At 41.8% G+C, this 20,507-nt stretch carries 17 protein-coding genes; 14 read left to right on the top strand and 3 right to left on the bottom strand.

The features are described from left to right. Positions 1 to 223 precede the first annotated feature (223 nt). From OIT90_RS16745 to OIT90_RS16695, 11 genes are all read left to right on the top strand, one after another. Entirely contained in the window at positions 224 to 1,141 is a 918-nt protein-coding gene (locus tag OIT90_RS16745) for an AEC family transporter (RefSeq protein ID WP_268502456.1), read from the top strand. Between the two features lie 33 nt (positions 1,142 to 1,174). Beyond that, entirely contained in the window at positions 1,175 to 2,767 is a 1,593-nt protein-coding gene (locus OIT90_RS16740) for a PucR family transcriptional regulator (RefSeq protein ID WP_474892749.1), read from the top strand. 255 nt (positions 2,768 to 3,022) lie between these two features. Further along, on the top strand, positions 3,023 to 4,363 hold the full coding sequence (locus OIT90_RS16735) for an aspartate aminotransferase family protein (protein ID WP_212043274.1): 1,341 nt from the start codon (positions 3,023 to 3,025) through the stop codon (positions 4,361 to 4,363). Positions 4,364 to 4,708: 345 nt separating this feature from the next. Then, a complete protein-coding gene (locus tag OIT90_RS16730; protein ID WP_024425304.1) occupies positions 4,709 to 5,266 on the top strand; it encodes a glycerol-3-phosphate responsive antiterminator in 558 nt (185 codons plus the stop codon). A gap of 214 nt (positions 5,267 to 5,480) precedes the next feature. Then, positions 5,481 to 6,296, top strand: coding sequence for an MIP/aquaporin family protein (locus OIT90_RS16725; RefSeq protein WP_039177442.1), 816 nt, complete (start codon positions 5,481 to 5,483; stop codon positions 6,294 to 6,296). Positions 6,297 to 6,311: 15 nt separating this feature from the next. Next, positions 6,312 to 7,808, top strand: coding sequence for a glycerol kinase GlpK (gene glpK, locus OIT90_RS16720; protein WP_268502444.1), 1,497 nt, complete (start codon positions 6,312 to 6,314; stop codon positions 7,806 to 7,808). 139 nt (positions 7,809 to 7,947) lie between these two features. Then, positions 7,948 to 9,609, top strand: a complete 1,662-nt coding sequence (glpD, locus tag OIT90_RS16715; RefSeq protein WP_047202870.1) for a glycerol-3-phosphate dehydrogenase — start codon at positions 7,948 to 7,950, stop codon at positions 9,607 to 9,609. A 146-nt stretch (positions 9,610 to 9,755) separates the two neighbouring features. Further along, positions 9,756 to 11,501, top strand: coding sequence for a phospho-sugar mutase (locus OIT90_RS16710; RefSeq protein ID WP_058838771.1), 1,746 nt, complete (start codon positions 9,756 to 9,758; stop codon positions 11,499 to 11,501). Positions 11,502 to 11,658: 157 nt separating this feature from the next. After that, the gene (locus OIT90_RS16705; RefSeq protein ID WP_059375324.1) at positions 11,659 to 12,804 is read left to right on the top strand and encodes a GAF domain-containing sensor histidine kinase; all 1,146 of its coding nucleotides are present in this window, start codon (positions 11,659 to 11,661) and stop codon (positions 12,802 to 12,804) included. Next, positions 12,801 to 13,451 (top strand): response regulator, encoded by a 651-nt coding sequence (locus OIT90_RS16700; RefSeq protein ID WP_059375321.1) that lies wholly within the window; start codon positions 12,801 to 12,803, stop codon positions 13,449 to 13,451. The genes OIT90_RS16705 and OIT90_RS16700 overlap by 4 nt, the downstream gene beginning before the upstream one ends. Positions 13,452 to 13,701: 250 nt before the next feature. After that, complete coding sequence (locus OIT90_RS16695; protein ID WP_474892748.1) at positions 13,702 to 14,586, top strand: GNAT family N-acetyltransferase; 885 nt, start codon at positions 13,702 to 13,704, stop codon at positions 14,584 to 14,586. 50 nt (positions 14,587 to 14,636) lie between these two features. On the opposite strand, the gene OIT90_RS16690 is transcribed toward OIT90_RS16695, so the two are convergent. Beyond that, on the bottom strand, positions 14,637 to 14,885 hold the full coding sequence (locus tag OIT90_RS16690) for a YhdB family protein (protein ID WP_024426598.1): 249 nt from the start codon (positions 14,883 to 14,885) through the stop codon (positions 14,637 to 14,639). 191 nt (positions 14,886 to 15,076) lie between these two features. Here OIT90_RS16690 and OIT90_RS16685 point away from each other — a divergent pair, with 191 nt between their 5' ends. After that, positions 15,077 to 15,397: a YqzG/YhdC family protein gene (locus OIT90_RS16685; protein ID WP_372555961.1), complete on the top strand. Its 321-nt coding sequence runs from the start codon at positions 15,077 to 15,079 to the stop codon at positions 15,395 to 15,397. A gap of 144 nt (positions 15,398 to 15,541) precedes the next feature. Here OIT90_RS16685 and OIT90_RS16680 read toward each other — a convergent pair whose 3' ends face one another. Continuing rightward, positions 15,542 to 17,017, bottom strand: coding sequence for a catalase (locus tag OIT90_RS16680; protein ID WP_039177466.1), 1,476 nt, complete (start codon positions 17,015 to 17,017; stop codon positions 15,542 to 15,544). Between the two features lie 160 nt (positions 17,018 to 17,177). Beyond that, positions 17,178 to 17,609: an Rrf2 family transcriptional regulator gene (locus OIT90_RS16675; RefSeq protein ID WP_039177468.1), complete on the bottom strand. Its 432-nt coding sequence runs from the start codon at positions 17,607 to 17,609 to the stop codon at positions 17,178 to 17,180. 183 nt (positions 17,610 to 17,792) lie between these two features. On the opposite strand from OIT90_RS16675, the gene OIT90_RS16670 reads away from it, so the two are divergent. After that, on the top strand, positions 17,793 to 18,992 hold the full coding sequence (locus OIT90_RS16670) for a globin domain-containing protein (RefSeq protein ID WP_064498242.1): 1,200 nt from the start codon (positions 17,793 to 17,795) through the stop codon (positions 18,990 to 18,992). Positions 18,993 to 19,059: 67 nt separating this feature from the next. Further along, entirely contained in the window at positions 19,060 to 20,484 is a 1,425-nt protein-coding gene (locus OIT90_RS16665; protein ID WP_474892747.1) for a SpoVR family protein, read from the top strand. The last annotated feature ends 23 nt before the right edge of the window (positions 20,485 to 20,507 follow it).

The raw sequence follows: 20,507 nt of genomic DNA, 5'->3' as shown, positions 1-20,507 counted from the left end.
CGAATGTCAAATTCGCTCCGCTTCGGTACTCGTCCTTTCTAGACTGCAAAGGTTTTCAATCACGCTGAAAAGAAGACAAAGGGCTAAAATAAAGAACATTTTAGCCCTTTGCCAATAATCAGAAGCGGCCTTTCATAAGGGTGCTTCTTTTTTATTGTTTAACAGTGGTATGATTATGAGGAAACAAAAAATAGGAATTCATCTAGAGAAAAGTAGGTGCAGCATGGAGTTTTTACTTGTCTTACTGCCAGTGTTCGGTATTTTCCTTATCGGGTATATTGGGCAGAAGGCCATTGGTTTTGACATACATACGCTCTCATCAATGTCTTTATATTTAATGTCACCATTTCTTGCGTTTGAAACCTTTTATCAAAACAAAGTGTCGATGTACTATGTGTACTTATCTATTTTTGTCGTCGGACTTTGTCTTTCACTTGTTTTATGTGTCTTTATTTTATCTCGTATTTATGGTTATTCGAAGGAAATGTATTGTGCTATGATTCTGTCGTCAGCATTTATGAACAATGGGAATTACGGCACGCCTGTTGTCCTGCTTGTCTTCGGAGCAGCTGGTTTAGATATTGCCATCGTTTTAATGGTGCTTCAGCAACTTGTCATGAGTACGATCGGTATGTATTATGCAGCAAAGGGCGGAGAGGATGCAGGGGATGGAAAGGTCGTGCTGAAAAAAGTGCTGCGTATGCCGGTTGCATATGGGGCACTCCTCGGTCTATTATTTCAGCTGATGGATCTTTCACTACCTAAAGAGGTGATGACGGGTGTCCAGCTTGTGGGAGATGCCGCCATACCGACGATTATGCTTATTTTAGGTATGCAGCTCGCCGTCATTTCTTTTAAGCAAGTGGATTATCGCAACATTTCTTATGCTGTATTGCTGAAGCTGTTTATCTCACCACTCATCGCATTTGGCTTTACACTTATTTTACCGGTAGATGATCTAGTGAAACAAATTATGATCTTAGTTGCAGCGATGCCGACAGCAGCAAATACTACGCTCATGGCTGTACAATTTCGAACGAAGCCTGAGTTTGTCTCAAGCACGACATTTCTCAGTACCGTTTTAAGCATCGTGACATTACCAGTTTTATTATGGATTTTATCTATGCACCCTCTGGGATAGGGGATAGGCGGCAAAACAAAGGGGGACATATCAATGAATGTAGACGTTCATTTTCAAGTGAGTGATGTGTTGAAAACAAAGTATTTTGCCCATGCGAAAGTGTTAGCAGGAGAAAAGGGATTGTTTCGGCAGGTCAGATGGGTCCATGTGTTAGAAGTGCCTGCTGTAGAAGATTTGTTAAATGGGGGAGAGCTCATACTAACAACAGCCGCAGGCTTCCATGATCAATTGGATGTGTTTCAAGCATTTTTAAAACAGTTGATCGATTCTGGTGCGGCAGGCTTGTGTATTGAATTTGTTCCGCTCAGATTCGATGTGCCGGAAGAACTGATTGAGTATGCAGAAGAAAGAGATTTTCCGCTGATTCTGTTTACAAAAGAAGTGAAATTCGTCAACATCACACAGCATCTCCATACGATGATGATTGAACGCCAGTATCAAATGATGGCTGATCTAGAAGCACTATCATCAAAGCTGAATGAGCTTTTGCTGACTCCCCATCCGCAGATGGATATTTTGGATCAAGTGTATCAGCACGTAAGGGGCATTCTTTTACTCATTCCTGTTCAGGGGGAGCCGATTATTTTATGTGATTCCTCCAAACAAACCGAAGAGATGGTCATGAATTATTTACAGTTTGCTTCCTTGCCAAAAGGATACGAAGTGACCAAAAAAGAAGTGCTTGCACTCAAGCAGACATTTGCGGACCTTGTGCTCATTCATCAAACAAACACACTCTCAGAATTTGAACTGCTCGTAATGGATAAAGGAGCAAATGCTCTGGCCCAGCAAACGCTAAGAGAGCTTTATACAGAAGAATTGAAGAAGACCAAAGAGAACGAATGGCTGCAAAAATGGTTTCAAGAAGAGCATACAGAAAGAGATATATTAGAGCATCTTGAAGAAACAGAAGGATTGAAAAAGCCAACCGGCTGTGTCGTGATGCTCTTTCAAAAGCATCATCAAATCGAAGAAATCGCAGGAAATTTATATTTTCTCGTATCGTGCCGCTCCATCTTTCAGCGTGCGGGTTTCCATTTGATTCCGTATGAGCATCAAGGACAAACCTTGTTTATTTTATTGAACACGAGAAAGAAGGAGGACTGGAAAGAGCGTGCAGAGAAGGCTGCAAGCGACATCAAACAATTGTATGATCGGGAGCAGCCACGCGGAACCGTGATCAATTTTGGCATCGGTCCATATTGTGAGCAGTTTCAGCATATGAGAAAAAGCTTTCAAGCAGCCAAAGAAGTGCTGCATTTAAAGAAAGTGATGCCCCAGTGGGTGGAAAGCCCATTTTATCAAGATTTGCATATGCTCCGTCTCATGCCTGTCATGCAGGAAAGCGGACTGCTTGAATGTATGGTGAAAGAGTATTTGGAGCCTGTGCTTTTATATGATAAGCAAAATAGCGGAAGACTCTATCAAACGCTGAATATCTTTTTACAGACAAACGGTTCTAAAAAGGAAACTGCAAGCCAGCTCTTTATTGTCAGGCAGACCCTTTATCATAGACTAGATAAACTGCATGCATTGCTTGGCGAGGATATGATGCAGGCCCCGAAACGACAGGCGCTTGAATTTGCGATTCTTGCATATGAATTCCTGCAAGGAAATCGCCGTTAACGAGGTTTGTTAGATTTGCTAAGACACCCGAGTAGAATGTCTTATCGTTCTTTTCAATCAGTTGACGATCTGTCTAATGTAATCAGCCCGGCCCCTTTTTTATAATGAAAGTAACGGTTGGTTCTCTCTTACAGGCGGCCTAGTTTCAGTTTCATATGCCTCCCTTTTCATCCATATAATGAATGGAGAGGCAATGTGCTGCTGAACCGGTCTAAGCTTCTTTAGTGATGAAAACGGATACATGGGGGCGGGAAGATGAAAATACATGAACAGGCTCAAAATCTTCAAGCGAAAGATGATCAGTTGATCTGGCATCATATGAAAGGGACAAACAAGGAAAATGAAAGCATGGTTATTCACGAGGCAGAAGGCGCATGGGTGACAGATATTCATGGGAATCGCTATTTAGACGCGATGTCAGGTCTTTGGTGTGTAAATGCCGGTTATGGCAGAAAAGAGCTTGCAGAAGCGGCATATAAGCAGCTAAATACAATGCCTTATTATCCGCTGACGCAAAGTCATGTGCCAGCGATTCAATTGGCTGAAAAGCTAAATGAATGGCTTGGAGGGGACTATGTCATCTTCTTTTCTAACAGCGGTTCTGAAGCCAATGAAGCCGCATTTAAGATCGCCAAACAATATCATGCGCAAAAAGGAGAGAGCACAAGAACAAAGTTCATCTCCAGGTATCGGTCGTATCACGGCAATACAGCAGCTGCCCTTGCCGCAACGGGGCAGGCGCAGCGTAAATATAAATATGAACCATTAGGTCAAGGCTTTATCCATGTCGCACCGCCTGATATGTATCGTCATCCTGAGGATCAAGAAACTTTGGCAAGTGCAGCGGCAATCGATCAAGCGATGACGTGGGAACTAAGTGAGACCATTGCTGGAGTTATTATGGAGCCGATCATTACAGGCGGCGGTATCTTAATGCCGCCAAAAGGGTATTTGAAGAAGGTTAAAGACATCTGTGAGGCTCATGGAGCGCTTCTCATTGTGGATGAAGTCATCTGCGGCTTTGGCCGGACAGGGAAGCGGTTTGGTTTTATGCATGAAGATGTAAAGCCGGACATCATCACAATGGCAAAAGGGATCACAAGCGGCTATTTACCTCTTTCTGCAACGTGCGTGAAACGAGAAATCTATGAAGCCTACGCAGGGGAAGATACGTATGACAGGCTGCGCCATGTGAATACATTTGGCGGACACCCTGCTTCCTGTGCGGTTGCCCTTGCGAACCTAGAGATCATGGAAAACGAGAAATTAGTAGAACGGTCTGACACGCTTGGGCAAGACATGCTTGAACGTTTGCAAGAGTTAAAAGAGCATCCATTTGTCGGTGATGTCAGAGGAAAAGGCCTGCTGTTTGGAATTGAGCTTGTCCAGGATCAACAGTCCAAAAAACCAGCTGATCCACAGGTTGTCGGTCAATTGATTGCAGAATGTAAAAAACGCGGACTAATCATTGGGAAAAATGGTGATACGGTTGCCGGCTATAATAACGTTGCCCAGCTTGCACCGCCGCTCAATATAACAGACGAAGACGCCTCATTTATTATAAACACGCTTAAAGAAAGCATGGCACAGTTATAGCAGAGAGATTTCTCTGCTCAGCGTGTAGACAAACCCTCGCATTCGGTGTCAGGTCTGCGCTCCGGTGCTCACGAATGTCAAATTCGCTCCGCTCCGGTGCTCGTCCTTCCTAGACTGCAAAGGTTTTCTATCACGCTGAAAAGAAGACAAAGGGCTAAAATCAACATCATTTTAGCCCTTTGTCAACAATCTGAGCAGAGAGATTTCTCTGCTTTTTTCTATGGAAAAAGCACATACGCTGCTAAGTAAAATCGGCATTGGATACACTAGGTGTATTGAAAAATAGAAGAGATTCTATTACTGTTAGGAGGTGACTGAACCAATACACTTTGAAGGAGACGGCATATGAGTTTTCATGATCAACCCATTCTACCTGCTGTTCGCAATATGAAGCAATTTGAGGAATTTTTAAAAAGTCCATTTACATATGGGGTCTTACTTGATGTCCATTTAGGCCGGCTAAAGGGCATCATGAATGAGGCAAATGCCCATCATAAAAAAATGTTTGTCCATGTCGATCTCATTCATGGGATCAAACATGATGAGTATGGAACGGAATTTATTTGTCAGGAAATGAAGCCGGCAGGAATTATTTCTACTAGGTCTTCTGTCATAGTAAAAGCCAAGCAAAAAAAGGTATATGCCATTCAGCGAATGTTTTTACTTGATACAAGTGCCATGGAAAAAAGCATGGAGTTCGTAGGGAAACATCGCCCAGATTTTATTGAAGTATTGCCAGGGGTCGTGCCGGATCTCATTACAGAAGTGCGCGAGCGAGCTGGGATTCCAATATTTGCAGGCGGGTTTATCCGTACAAAAGAAGATGTAGAAAGAGCGCTTGAAGCAGGTGCTACAGCTGTGACAACATCGAATACAGCCCTTTGGAAAGCGTTCCAAAAGTGAAAAAGATAAAATGTGAAAATTGATTGACAACGTTTTCATCCTCTGATACTATAGCACTAAGTTAATATCATGTGATGGAGAAACGGAGATCCACAACAGCGCTTTACTAGGTGACAAATGACCCTGATGTAAAGTATGTTTGTTGTGGATCTTTTTTCTTTATCTTTTTTACACATTCATAGGGGATGGCAACTGAACCAGAGGAGGAATTTTCATGACACCATTTTGGGGTGAAGTCGTAGGTACAATGCTGCTTATTATTTTTGGAGGCGGTGTATGTGCGGCAGTCAATTTAAAGAAATCGCTCGCATATCAGTCCGGCTGGATTGTAATCGCTTTCGGATGGGGATTTGCAGTAGCCATAGCAGCTTATGCAACAGGTGGAATCAGCGGAGCGCATTTGAATCCTGCACTGACAATCGGGCTTGCGTTAGAAGGAAGTTTTCCTTGGGCTGATGTACCAATGTATATTGCCGGTCAAATGCTTGGCGCATTATTAGGAGCTATTATTGTCTTTTTACATTACTTACCGCACTGGAAAGCAACAGACGATCCAGGTGCAAAGCTGGGTGTATTCTCAACTGGTCCTGCGATTCCGCATACTTTTGCAAACGTACTTAGTGAAGTCATCGGTACATTTGTATTGGTTCTAGGAATCTTAGCGATTGGTGCAAATAAATTCGCAGACGGAATCAATCCGCTGATTGTTGGTTTCTTAATTGTCGCAATTGGTCTTTCATTAGGCGGAACAACTGGTTATGCAATCAATCCTGCACGTGATTTAGGTCCGAGAATTGCTCATGCGATTCTACCGATTCCAGGTAAAGGTCCATCGAATTGGAAGTATGCTTGGGTGCCAGTCGTTGGTCCAATTTTAGGCGGCGCATTTGGCGGTGTTTTCTACAATGCAGCCTTTAAAGCGAACATCACTCCAGCCTTTTGGATTGTAAGCGTTATTTTAGTTGTGGTATTGTTAGGACTCTATGTCTCTACGAAAAATCAAACAAATGCTGTAAATGAAAGTATGTAAGGGGAGGAAAACACCATGGCAAAAGAAAAATATATTCTCGCTTTAGATCAAGGGACAACAAGCTCAAGGGCGATCTTATTTGATCAAGAAGGCAAAATTGCACATACAGCTCAGAAGGAATTTAATCAATATTTTCCGAACCCAGGCTGGGTAGAACATAACGCAAATGAAATTTGGAGCTCTGTTCTATCCGTCATTTCAACTGCTTTAATTGAATCAGGCATTGAAGCAGATCAAATCGCCGGTATCGGCATTACGAACCAGCGTGAGACAGCTGTTGTTTGGGATAAACATACAGGCGCACCTGTTTATAATGCAATTGTTTGGCAGTCTAGACAAACGTCAGGCATTTGTGAAGAGCTAAAAGCGCAAGGACACAATGAAACGTTTAGAAATAAAACAGGTCTTCTCATTGATGCTTATTTCTCAGGGACAAAAGTAAAATGGATTTTAGACAATGTAGAAGGTGCTCGTGAGAAAGCAGAAAATGGCGACTTGCTGTTTGGCACAATCGATACATGGCTCATTTGGAAGATGACAGGCGGTCAATCACACGTCACAGATTACTCCAACGCGTCAAGAACGTTAATGTTCAACATTTACGATCTGAAATGGGATGAAGAACTACTTGATATCCTTGGCGTACCTGCTTCTATGCTTCCGGAGGTAAAACCATCTTCACACATCTATGGTGAAACAACAGACTATCACTTCTTCGGCAGAAATATCCCGATTGCAGGAGCGGCGGGAGACCAGCAGTCTGCACTATTCGGTCAGGCTTGCTTTGAAGAAGGAATGGCAAAGAACACGTATGGTACAGGATGTTTCATGTTGATGAATACAGGGGAAAAAGCAATTAAGTCGGATCATGGTTTATTAACGACAATTGCATGGGGCATTGACGGTAAAGTTGAATATGCTTTAGAAGGAAGTATTTTCGTAGCTGGTTCAGCAATTCAGTGGCTGCGCGACGGGCTGAGAATGTTTAAAGACTCAAAAGACAGCGAAGCCTATGCGGAGCGCGTTGGGTCAACAGAGGGCGTATATGTCGTTCCAGCATTCGTTGGTCTAGGCACACCATACTGGGACAGTGATGTCAGAGGCGCTGTATTCGGATTAACACGCGGTACTTCTAAGGAGCACTTTGTCCGTGCAACGTTAGAATCACTTGCTTATCAAACGAAGGATGTTTTAGATGCGATGGAAAAGGATTCAAACATCTCATTAAAAACTTTGCGTGTAGATGGCGGAGCTGTAAAGAATGATTTCTTAATGGGCTTCCAAAGTGATTTGCTGGATGTACCAGTAGAGCGTCCAGAAATTAATGAAACGACGGCACTCGGTGCGGCCTATCTTGCGGGAATAGCAGTTGGCTTCTGGAACGACCGTTCAGACATTGCAAAACAATGGAATCTTGACAAGCGCTTTGACCCTAAAATGGAAGAGGACAGCCGTGACTCGTTATACAGCGGGTGGAAAAAGGCTGTAAAAGCAGCTCAAGCTTTCAAATAAACCAAAAGTATGGTATACTTCAAGTAAGTTAATAGAACGGTTGGAGAACTGGAGAGACCGCAGGCACCGAAGTGTAGAAATACGCTTTGGGTGTTTGCGGTCTCTTTTTCTTTACCGTACAACATGGGAGGAACAAGAGATGACTTTTTCTAGCTTAGAAAGAGAACAAATGCTGCAGGAAATGACAAAAAAACCATATGATGTGTTTATCATTGGTGGGGGTATTACAGGCGCTGGTACAGCACTTGACGCGGCTTCACGCGGAATGCGTGTCGGTCTTGCAGAAATGCAGGATTTCGCAGCAGGTACGTCTAGCCGCTCAACGAAACTAGTGCACGGCGGACTTCGTTATTTAAAACAATTTGAAGTGAAAATGGTCGCAGAGGTCGGTAAAGAGCGTGCCATCGTATACGAAAATGGTCCTCATGTCACGACGCCAGAATGGATGCTTCTTCCGATGCATAAAGGCGGGACATTTGGGAAGTTTTCAACCTCTATTGGACTTAGAGTGTATGATTTTTTAGCTGGCGTAAAGCATAGCGAACGCAGAAGCATGCTAAGTGCGAAAGAAACGCTTGCAAAAGAACCGCTTGTCAAAAAGGACGGCTTAAAAGGCGGCGGCTACTATGTTGAATATCGTACAGATGATGCACGCCTCACAATCGAAGTGATGAAAGAGGCTGTGAAATTCGGAGCGGAAGCGGTCAACTATGCGAAAGTAAAAGAATTTATTTATGATAAAGGCAAAGTGGTTGGTGTTGTCATTGAAGATGTTATGACGAAGAAAACATACGATGTGTATGCGAAGAAGATCGTCAATGCGACAGGTCCATGGGTAGATCAGCTTAGAGACAAGGACCACTCAAAAGAAGGAAAACACTTACAGCACACAAAAGGAATTCACTTAGTATTCGACCAATCGGTCTTCCCATTAAAACAAGCAATCTACTTTGACACACCTGATAAACGTATGGTCTTTGCCATTCCAAGAGAAGGCAAAACGTACGTTGGAACAACAGATACAGTGTACAAAAAACAGCTGGAGCATCCGCGTATGACAAAAGCCGATCGTGACTATGTCATTCAAGCGATTCAGTACATGTTCCCTGATCTCAATATTACAGAAAAAGATGTGGAGTCCAACTGGGCCGGTCTTCGTCCGCTTATTCATGAAGAGGGCAAAGATCCTTCAGAAATTTCTCGTAAGGATGAAGTGTGGACATCATCTTCAGGCTTAATCACCATTGCTGGTGGTAAATTAACAGGCTATCGCAAAATGGCTGAGCATATTGTCGATCTCGTACGTGATGGATTGAAACAAGAGACTGGCAAAGATTATGGTCCATGTAAAACAAAACATATGCCAATCTCAGGCGGTCATGTAGGCGGATCTAAAAACATGGCAGCTTTTGTTCAAGCGAAAACAGCAGAAGGAGCATCTGTTGGTTTAACAGAACCGATTGCACAAAAACTAGCTGAAAAATATGGTTCAAACGTCAGCAGTGTCTACAAACGAGTAGAGCAGCTTCAAGGGGAAGCAGACAAACGAAACATTCCAGCATATGTGCTGGCAGAGCTTGTCTATGCGATCGAAGAAGAACTAGCTGTAACACCTGTCGATTTCTTCTTAAGAAGAACAGGAAGCCTATTATTTAACATCAATTGGGCAAAAAAATACGCACAGCCTGTTGTTGATTACATGGCAGAGCGTTTTGGCTGGGATGAAGCAGCAAAACAGAAACATCAAACAGAATTAGATCAATTATTCCATGAAGCAGTCGTACCGCTTGATGCTGAATAAAAGGAAAAGCCGATCATGTATCGGCTTTTTTTATTTATACAGCATTTTTTCCAACTGCCAATGATATAGCATGACATAAAGGGTGATTCCATATAAAATAACAGTAGATGTTATTTTATTGATGATAAGAGCTGGGGAGGACGACCATGAGTTGGAAGACGAATTATGAGCGATGGATCAATGAGAAGCACCTGGATACTGAACTAAGGGAATGGCTGGAGACGCATCAAGATGATCATCAAGCACTTGAAGACTGTTTCTACAAAAACCTTGAGTTCGGCACTGGAGGAATGCGCGGTGAGATTGGTGCAGGCACGAACCGAATGAATGTGTATACTGTTCGTAAAGCTTCAGCAGGTCTTGCTGCGTATATTGCGAAACATGGAGAGGATGCAAAAAAAAGAGGCGTCGCCATTGCATATGATTCACGTCATAAATCGCCTGAATTTGCAATGGAAGCAGCCAAAACACTTGCTTCACAAGGCATTCAAACGTACGTATTCGATGAATTGCGTCCGACACCAGAGCTCTCCTTTGCGGTTCGTGAGCTGCATGCATTTGCTGGAATCGTTGTGACAGCAAGTCATAATCCACCAGAATATAATGGCTATAAAGTGTATGGTGAAGATGGCGGGCAGCTGCCTCCATTTGAAGCAGATCAAGTCATTCAAGAAGTAGATGCAATTGAAAATGAACTGTCGATTTCAGTTGATTCTGAAGAAACGTTGAAACAGCAAGGGCTGATCAAAATGATCGGAGAAGAAATCGACCATGCTTATATTGAAAAATTAAAAACCATAAGTGTGCACCCTGAGCTGGCACATGAGGTCGATGTCAAAGTCGTGTTTACTCCGCTTCATGGGACGGCCAATCACCCTGTCAGAAACGGGCTTCAGGCTCTAGGTTATCAGCATGTCACGGTTGTGCCTGAGCAGGAAAAACCAGATCCACAGTTCTCAACAGTGACCTCACCTAACCCAGAGGAGCATGCAGCATTTGAGTACGCCATCAAGCTTGGCGAAAAACAAAATGCCGATATCCTCATTGCAACAGACCCAGATGCTGACAGATTAGGTATTGCGGTCAGAGATCACGAAGGAGAATTTACTGTTTTAACAGGCAACCAAACAGGCGCCCTGCTGCTCCATTATTTATTGTCTGAAAAACAAAAGCTGGGTCAGCTGCCGCCTCGTCCTGTTGTGATGAAAACCATTGTCACAAGTGAGCTTGGGCGTGCTGTAGCATCAGCTTTTGGGGCCGACACGATAGACACACTTACAGGCTTTAAATTTATTGGAGAAAAAATTAAGCAGTTTGAAAAGAGCGGAGAATACACGTTTCAATTCGGTTATGAAGAGAGCTATGGCTATTTGATCGGTGACTTTGCCCGAGATAAAGATGCGGTGCAGGCGGCACTATTAGCCGTTGAAGTCGCTGCCTTCTATAAAAAACAGGGCAAGTCCTTGTACGACGCACTTGTCGATATTTTCAAGCAGTTTGGATTTTACCGTGAAGGATTAAAGTCATTAACCTTAAAAGGAAAAGAGGGAGCAGAGCAGATTTCAGCGATCCTTCATACCTTTAGAACAAATCCGCCAGCTGCCATCGCAGGGCAGCGCATCACAGTGATCGAGGATTACCAATCAAGTCAAAGACATCTTGTGGCTGAAAAGAAAGAGGAAACCATTCATCTGCCAGCATCAAACGTGCTGAAATATTTCCTTGAGGACGGTTCGTGGTTCTGCTTAAGACCTTCCGGCACTGAGCCTAAAGTGAAATTTTATATTGCAGTCAAAGGCACATCTTTAACAGATAGTGAAGAAAAACTAAAGCATCTGTCAGAAGAAGTGATGAAAGTCGTTTATGATATTGTGGAAGAAACAGCGAAATAACGAAAGACAAGGCCATCGTGTATGAATGCATGATGGCTTTTTTCTCAGTCAAAAGGATGAGAAGAAATCATTCTTTTGGAGAAAGAGCCGCGTGGGGACTCATGGTATAATGAGCATTAATGATAAGTGAAGGCTGTAAATGCCGGGGGTAAACAGTATGGGAGAATACCAAGAGAAGGTTGAAACATTAAAAACGTTAAAAGAAATTGCTGAAAAGCTAAATGAAGGCATGGAAATGAAAGAAACGCTCCATGAAGTGCTCCATATGCTGATGGATGTCACAGGCTTTCATTCAGCATGGATTTATTTTATAGAAAAAGACGGGTCATATGAACTGATGGCAGAGGTTTCTTTACCTGAAGCACTCGCAAAGCATCAAAAACAGCTCATGTGTCAAAATGATTGTTATTGCATCAATCGATACACAAAAGGCTCACTGCAATCAGCCACCAATATTATGAACTGCAAACGGATTGAAACGGCGATTGAACAAAAGCTTGGAGATACAGAAGGGATTACACATCATGCAACGGTGCCTCTACAAGCATGTAAGCGTACGTTCGGCTTATTAAATGTGGCGGCAAAGGGAAAAGTCACATTTACACAAGAAGAGCTGAATTTGCTTGAAAGCATTGCGCTTCAAATTGGTACAGCGATTCAGCGGATGAAGCTTGTGCAAAATGAACAGCAGCACGCCCTTTTACAAGAAAGAAACCGGCTGGCACAGGATTTACATGATTCTGTCAACCAAATGCTATTCTCTGTGAGTCTGACTGCTAAGGCTGCACGGCAAATGACAAGCGATCAGAATCTAGGGGAAATGATTGATTTTATTCAGCATTTGTCACAAGACGCTCTGATTGAAATGCGGTCACTCATTTGGCAGTTGAGACCAAGAGGCCTTGAAAAAGGGTTTACGACAGCAATTGAAGAGTATGCTCAGCTTTTAGGATTACGCTGCAATTTATCTTTATCAGGCTGTATAGAAATGGATCATTCTCACAATGAAACTTTGTTTCGGGTATGTCAAGAAGCGCTGAATAACTGTCAAAAACATGCGGAAGTAGAAGAAGTCGAGGTCAAACTTGAGCAATCAAAAGACACGTTTGAGATGAAAATCATTGACCTCGGAAAAGGTTTTCAATATGACGAGCAGATGAGCCTTCCTTCACTTGGGCTGAAAGGGATGTCTGACCGCATCCGAAGAGCAGGTGGAACATTTTGTATCCATTCAGAGTTAGGGAAAGGAACAACGATTCATGTAAAAGTGCCATTTTCACAAGAAAGGAAGGGATCGTCATGAGAGTTGTCATTGCAGATGATCATCATATTGTGAGAAAAGGCCTGGTGTTTTTCTTACAGACACAGCCTGATGTGGACATCGTTGGTGAGGCGTCCAATGGGCAAGAGGCATTAGAGGTTGTCAGAGATACTCAGCCTGACATTGTCTTAATGGATTTGTCTATGCCTGTCATGAATGGCATTGAGGCAACGAAACAAATGATGCTGGAAATGCCGGACACCCGCATTGTGATCCTGACAAGCTATGCGGATAAAGATTATGTGATTCCCGCTATTCAAGCAGGGGCGAAAGCCTATCAATTAAAGGATGTAGCACCAGAAAAGCTGCTTTCGACCATGATTGAAGTACAAAATGGCACCTATCAGTTAGATGGTCATATCACGACCTTTCTTGTGCAGCATCTGACAGAGCCAAAAGAGCAGAAATGGGCATTGATGAAAGAGCTGACCAATAGAGAGCGAGATGTTTTATTTGAGATTGCAAAGGGCAAAAGCAACAAAGAAATTGCCTCATCTCTGTTTATTTCTGAAAAGACTGTCAAAACGCACGTATCTCATGTATTATCAAAGCTAGAGCTGGCAGATCGAACCCAGGCGGCTCTGTATGCAGTGGATTATCAAAAAAATCAGCCAAAAGAGCTGCTATGACAGAAAGGATCTTAGTCGTTATGCTAAAACTTTTAAGCGCACATTCAATTCAATGAATTGAATAAAAAAGAGCACAGATGTTGGTTATTTGATGTGCGCTTTTGTGTAAAAAGAGAGGCATGTATAGTCTAATTTCTAATAGAAAAACGTAAAAGACTTGACGAGTGGATGCTCATCAAGTCTTTTTTTATTTTATAGGAGGTGATGAACTGGTCAATCACAGGTGAATTTAAAATGGGAGGGAATCAAAGTGGGAAAATATGAATTAGTAAGTGATTATCGCCATGATGTCAAATTAAAAGAGAGCTTTAATAAGCTTGCGATCGATACATTTGATTTGGATTTTAGTGACTGGTACGAAAGAGGCTATTGGGATGAAAAATATATACCTTATTCCTTTGTACATAACGGGAAGGTAATCTCTAACGCTTCTGTCTATCTTATGTCAGTGATCATTGATGGGCAAACGTATCGAGCAGTTCAAATCGGCACTGTTATGACAGATCAAGCCTATCAGCGTAAAGGATTAGCGGCAAAGTTAATGCAGCATATCATGGATCAATACAAAAATGAGTGTGATGTCATCTTTCTTTTTGCTAATGAAACTGTGTTAGATTTTTATCCGAGATTTGGTTTTACCCGTCATCACGAAAGTGAATTTAGCTTAAATATCAATAAAAGCGCTATTCAAATAAAAAAAGGCATAGATGTTAAAAAGCTGATATTGGAGCAAGACCTCTCATTACTTGAACGTTTCGCAGAAAAGCGGCAAACTCACTCAATGAAGCTGGATGCTCAGCATCACAGCAGCTTATTGATGTTTTATTTTACATTAGTATGGCCGGATGACATTTTTTATATTGAAACATTAGATACCATTGTGCTGATGAATGAAGAAAATGAAACGATGCATGTGTTTGATATCATCTCGCTTCAAACGCCAAATGTACAAGAAGTTGTAGAAAGCATTGTGAAGGAGACAACGGAAAAAGTGATCTTCTATTTCACGCCTGATACGACAATTGAAGGTTTACACGCGGTTACGAAGCCGAATGACGAGGATGCATTATTTATTTACACAAAGGAACACTGGGCAAAAGGCCACTTTATGTTTCCCATCACAGCGCACTGCTAATTGTATGTAAAAGGGAGGGCTAAAATAAACTTCATTTTAGCCCTTTTTCTTTATGTGTACATCGGTTGTGAATAAACTTCAGAAGCAGCAGCCTCTGAAGCGTGGTCAATGTACTGCAGGAGCCCATATAAACATTTTTCAACATCTGCATCGTTCCGGTTAAATTGATACGCATGTAAGAAATGCTCAATACGTTTCGAGAGCAAATCATCTTGCGTACGTACCATAAGAATAAGTAAATTATCCCATTGCGAGCGATGCGTATAATAAAGTGCTTTATCATAATCCGCCACATTCATTAAACCTTCTCCTTTCCCTTGAGAAGTCCTCATTAGTTTGCTCGGATCATATCGACTTTTTCAGGGGAAAAGTTGGTGTCCGCATGAATTGCGTACCGGGAATTATAGGCTGAATAATTGCTTCATGTATGAAAAAGGATCAGCCAGCTAAAGCTAAACAAAACATATATGAAAGTGAGATCAATGATATCATGCAGCCGAAATGGTGGATGCTTATTGCAGCAGGAATCGTTTTGCTTGGCAGTTTGATGATTCATCCTGCATCAAAAGCAGCGGTGCAGCCGTTTGAAAATTGGGAAAGACTCGCGTACACAGCGTTGCAAGATGAATATAAAGGTGCCGCTTTAAACGATTATCATTACATTGGCCGGACAGAAGTAAATGATGAGCAGACAAAAGATGTGTTTCGCGTAACTGTTAAGGAAGGCACAACTCGCTTTGCAGCACATGCAGAAATTTATTTTCATCCGGTGACCGGTCATTTGATTAGTATTAACGTGTTTCGACTATAAAGAAGCACCTTTTTTTGTAAAAGGTGCTCGAGGTGTTCTGACAAACCCACAATAACTGCCCTTACTAGCACACTCAAAAAAAGACAAAGGGCCAAAATTAAGATCATTTTAGCCCTTTGTCCAACGATTTATTTCGAGATGGATTTACTTCATGCTTCCTTGAAGATAAGCGCGAATATCCACACCAAGTGAATCCGCTAATCGCTGACCGTAATCTTCATCGGCACGATAGAAGTTGCAGATTGCAAGTAATTTTGTTTTGTCATTTACATCTTTCAAATCAGCTGTTAGGTTTTTAATCAATGCTTGTTTCTCTTCTTCAGAGTAGCTTCGATATCTTTCTCCAGCTTGTTTGAAATCGTTCGGTTTTTCAATTTTTTGTCTCACCATACGGTCACCGTGAAGAACTGGCTCACTTTCTTTGTAGTGAGGGTTTTCTTTTGGCTGATCGTCATAACGGTTTGGTTCATAGTTAATATGACCGCTTGGACGAGTCGTTGTCATAAAGCCATCCTGCTGGTTATTGTGTACAGGTGCATAAGGGCAGTTAACCGGAATGCGCATGTAGTTCGCACCAAGACGGTGACGCTGCGTATCAGGATATGAGAACAGACGGCCTTGAAGCAGTTTATCTTCAGATGCCTCAATTCCTGGAACAAATGCACTTGGCGTGAAAGCAGACTGTTCTGTTTCAGCAAAGAAGTTTTCAGGATTGCGGTTGAGTGTCATGCGTCCTACTTTTTGAAGTGGGTAATCTTCCTCGCTCCACGTTTTTGTTGGGTCACATGGATCATAATCAAGTTCATCATAATCGCTAAGCGGCATAAGCTGAACATATAAGTCCCATGCTGGGAAGTTGCCTTTTTCAATGCGATCATATAAATCTCTTGTCGCATGCTGGAAGTCGTTCGCTTGAATTTCTGCTGCTTCTTCCATAGATAAGTTGTGAATACCTTCAGAAGGTCTCCAGTGATATTTCACATATTTTGCTTCACCGTATTTGTTCACCCATCTAAATGTATGCACACCAGAACCGCGCATTTCAGCGTAGCTTGCGGGGATTCCTTCGTCAGAGAAGAGCCATGTGAGCATATGAGTGGATTCAGGTGTTAAGGTCATAAAATCCCAATAACGGTCAGGATCTTGAATATTGGTTACAGGATCTGGCTTGAGAGAGTGAACCATATCAGGGAATTTCAATGCATCACGAATAAAGAAGATCGGCAAGTTGTTACCAACGAGATCATAGTTGCCTTCTTCTGTATAAAATTTGACAGCAAAGCCGCGCGGGTCACGTAAGGTTTCAGGTGAACCTTTTGGATGAATAACGGTGGAGAAGCGAACGAAAACGTCTGTTTGTTTTCCTTCTTCACTTAAGAAGGCTGCTTTTGTATGTTTCTCCATGCTATTTTCTACTTCAAACACACCGTAAGCGCCGGCGCCTCTAGCATGAACGACACGTTCTGGAATACGTTCACGGTCAAAGTGTGCAAGTTTTTCAATCAAATGGTAATCATCAAGAAAGGTAGGTCCGCGGTGACCAGCTGTTCTTGAGTTCTGGTTATCGCCAACAGGAACGCCTTGGTTCGTTGTCAAATTTTTATGATTTGAATTTGTCATTCTTTTCTCCTCCTGTAAACAAAAAAGTGTTTTCTAGCAATCTATATACCCTAATTATATTGAATCAAACATGATAGTCAATATTTATTTATAATAATTTTAAATAAATTATTATTACAAGAAGGTAAAGAAAAAGACGAAAGAATAAAATTCTTTCGCCTTAAAGCAGGAGCTCCCTGAGAGCATCTTTGTTTTGTGTTAAATCTTTTAGTGTGTATCGGTCAAGAACGCTTAAATAAGCAGTGAGTGCTTCATGAAGTACATGCTTTAATGAACAAATCGGGGAGATGATGCAGCCGTTTTTCTTTGGATCAAAGCATTCAACCATGACTAAATCATCCTCTGTATAACGGACAACCTCTCCAATGTTAATGCTTTCTGGGCTTTTTCCAAGCCTGATCCCGCCATTTCTTCCGCGAATCGTGTCTACATACCCGCGTTTTCCAAGATGATAAATCACCTTCGTCAGATGATTTTTAGAAATGCCATAAACATCGGCAATCTGCTGAATATTTGACAGTTCATTGTTTTCTCTTGATGCTAAATAAATGAGTACCCTTAATGAGAAATCTGTGTAATTCGTAAGTTTCATTTTGACGACCTCTAAACCTAATAGAGTTTTGTATCATCGTAACACATTTTAGACAAAAACTGTTCGAGAAAGTGTGAAATGTGACAACATTTAAAACATGTATTATAAATATTGCTTTTAGAGACTGTCATCCATTACGATAAAGATGTATTTAAAATACTTCTTTTGAAAGAAGGAATGACGATGTTATCTACAGATCAAATGAATGCAATAAAGCAATCAGCTCCTCTACTAAAAGCCGAGGGAACCAAACTTGTCACTGTTTTTTATCAAAATATGATTCGCCAGCACCCGGAGCTGCTCAATCAATTTAATAAAACAAATCTTATGAACGGAAGTCAGCCAGAGGCACTTGCTGCGACATTATATCAGGCTGCACTGCACATTGATCGATTAGAGGAATTACTTCCTGCGGTCAAACAAATTGCCCATAAGCATGTCAGTGTCATGGTCAAAAAAGAGCAGTACCCAATTGTCGGATATCACCTGATTGAAGCGATGAAAGATGTGTTTGGTTTAAGAGAAGAAGATGACACTTTATTAGCGTGGAAAGCTGCATATGACATCATTGCGAATATTTTCATTACCATTGAAGCAGAAATGATGGATGAAAATGTGAAGCAGACAGGCGGATGGGCAGATGTGAAGCCGTTTGTGATAAAGAAAAAGAAGCAAGAATCTCCATCGTTTATCTCCTTTTATTTAGTACCAGAAGATGAATCAGAGCTGCCAATGTATAAAGCAGGCCAATACATTACGGTTCAGACAGATATGCCAGGAGAAGCCTATATGTGCAGCAGACAATACAGCTTATCAGACGAGCATCATCCATCTTATTACCGTATTACAGTGAAGCGTGATGGTCATGTGTCTACATTTTTGCATGATGAAATGGAAGAAGGGGACGTTCTTCAAGTGAGTATGCCGCAGGGAATGTTCTGCTTGCAACATGACATAAAAGAGCCTGTTTATTTCATCAGTGCTGGGTCTGGTGTCACACCAATGATTGGTTTAGTGAAAACTGCAGCACAAAATAGCCGGACATTTACGATGATTCATGCTGATCGACTAGAGGATGTCACCGCTTTTGAAAATGAGTTTGAACGCGTTTTAGCTTCAGCTGTCCATGGGCGCATCATTCTATGTAATGAACAATTTGCGCAGTCTGGAAAGGGTGAGCTTGTTGAGAAAGCGGCTTCCCGCATTGATCATCCATTTCTTCAATCGGTGATCGGAGAAGGGAAAGGCCAATTTTATCTATGCGGTTCCCCGGTGTTTACACAGGAGATCATTCATGTTCTAAAAGAGCTGGGAATTCCAGCAGACCATATTCATTTCGAAGCATTCGGCGGGCAATCCACGAAAGAAATGGAAGTCGTCTAAACGGTTGGCGGAACATCATGTTTTTTTACATACGCTCATATAGTAGGGATAAGTCCGATGAGGAGGGATGGTTTCCTTGAGCGTATCTGAAAAACGTCTTTTACAAAGAGCGATTGATGAAATTACAGAAATTGCAGAAGGATTTGGTCTAGATTTTTATCCGATGAGATATGAAATCTGTCCCGCGGAAATTATTTATACGTTCGGTGCATACGGAATGCCAACACGATTCAGCCACTGGAGCTTTGGGAAGCAATTTCATAAAATGAAGCTTCATTATGATTTAGGGTTAAGTAAAATTTATGAGCTGGTGATCAATTCAAATCCTTGCTACGCCTTTCTACTTGATAACAATACGCTTGTTCAAAATAAATTAATTGTGGCTCATGTACTGGCACACTGTGATTTCTTCAAAAATAATTGCCGTTTCCAAAACACAAAACGAGATATGGTCGAAAGCATGTCAGCAGCGGCAGAGCGGATCAAAGAATATGAGCATATTCACGGAACAAAAGAAGTCGAATCCTTTTTAGACGCGGTATTGGCTATTCAAGAGCATATTGATCCGTCTCTTGTTCGATCAAAATTAAGCTGGAGTATGGACGATGAAGAAGAAGATGAAGATGATAAACCAAAACGTCAAACGCCTTATGATGATTTGTGGGGAATGGATGAGCCGAAGACGCGTGAGAAAAAGAAAACCGTCAAACAATTTCCGCCGAAGCCGGAAAAGGATCTTTTACTCTTTATTGAAGCGCATTCCCGGGAGCTGGAGCCATGGCAGCGGGATGTTCTTACTATGCTGAGAGAAGAAATGCTCTATTTTTGGCCGCAGCTGGAAACAAAGATTATGAATGAAGGCTGGGCATCATATTGGCACCAGCGGATTATGCGGGAGCTTGATTTGGATTCAAGTGAATCGATAGAGTTTGCAAAATTAAATGCAGGTGTGGTACAGCCATCTAAAACAGGCATCAATCCTTACTATTTAGGGCTGAAGATTTTTGAAGATATCGAAGAGCGCTATGACAACCCATGTGAAGAATTAAAAAAAGCTGGGGTCACAGAAGGATCTGGCCGCAGCAAAATGTTTGAAGTCAGGGAAATTGAATCGGATATTTCCTTTATTCGAAACTACTTAACGAAAGACCTTGTGATAAGAGAAGACTTGTACTTGTTTCAAAAGCAGGGGAGAGATTATAAAGTCATTGATAAAGAATGGAAAGCGGTACGTGATCAGTTAGTTAGCATGAGAGTCAATGGCGGCTTTCCGTATTTGACCGTGATTGATGGCGACTATTTAAAAAATAATGAACTTTATATCAAGCATTGGTATGAAGGCATTGAACTTGATCTGAAATACTTAGAAAAAGTCCTGCCGTATTTATATCAGCTATGGGGAAGAAGTGTGCATATCGAGTCCGTTCTTGAAGGAAAAGAAGTCATGTTTTCTTATGATGGAAAAGGGGTTCATAGGAAATATCTCGCATAAAAAAAGACGAAAAAAGATGTCTC

The organism is Bacillus sp. ABR (assembly GCF_056172715.1).
Note: the sequence above shows the minus strand (reverse complement) of the source record. Positions and strands in the feature narration are given on the sequence as shown.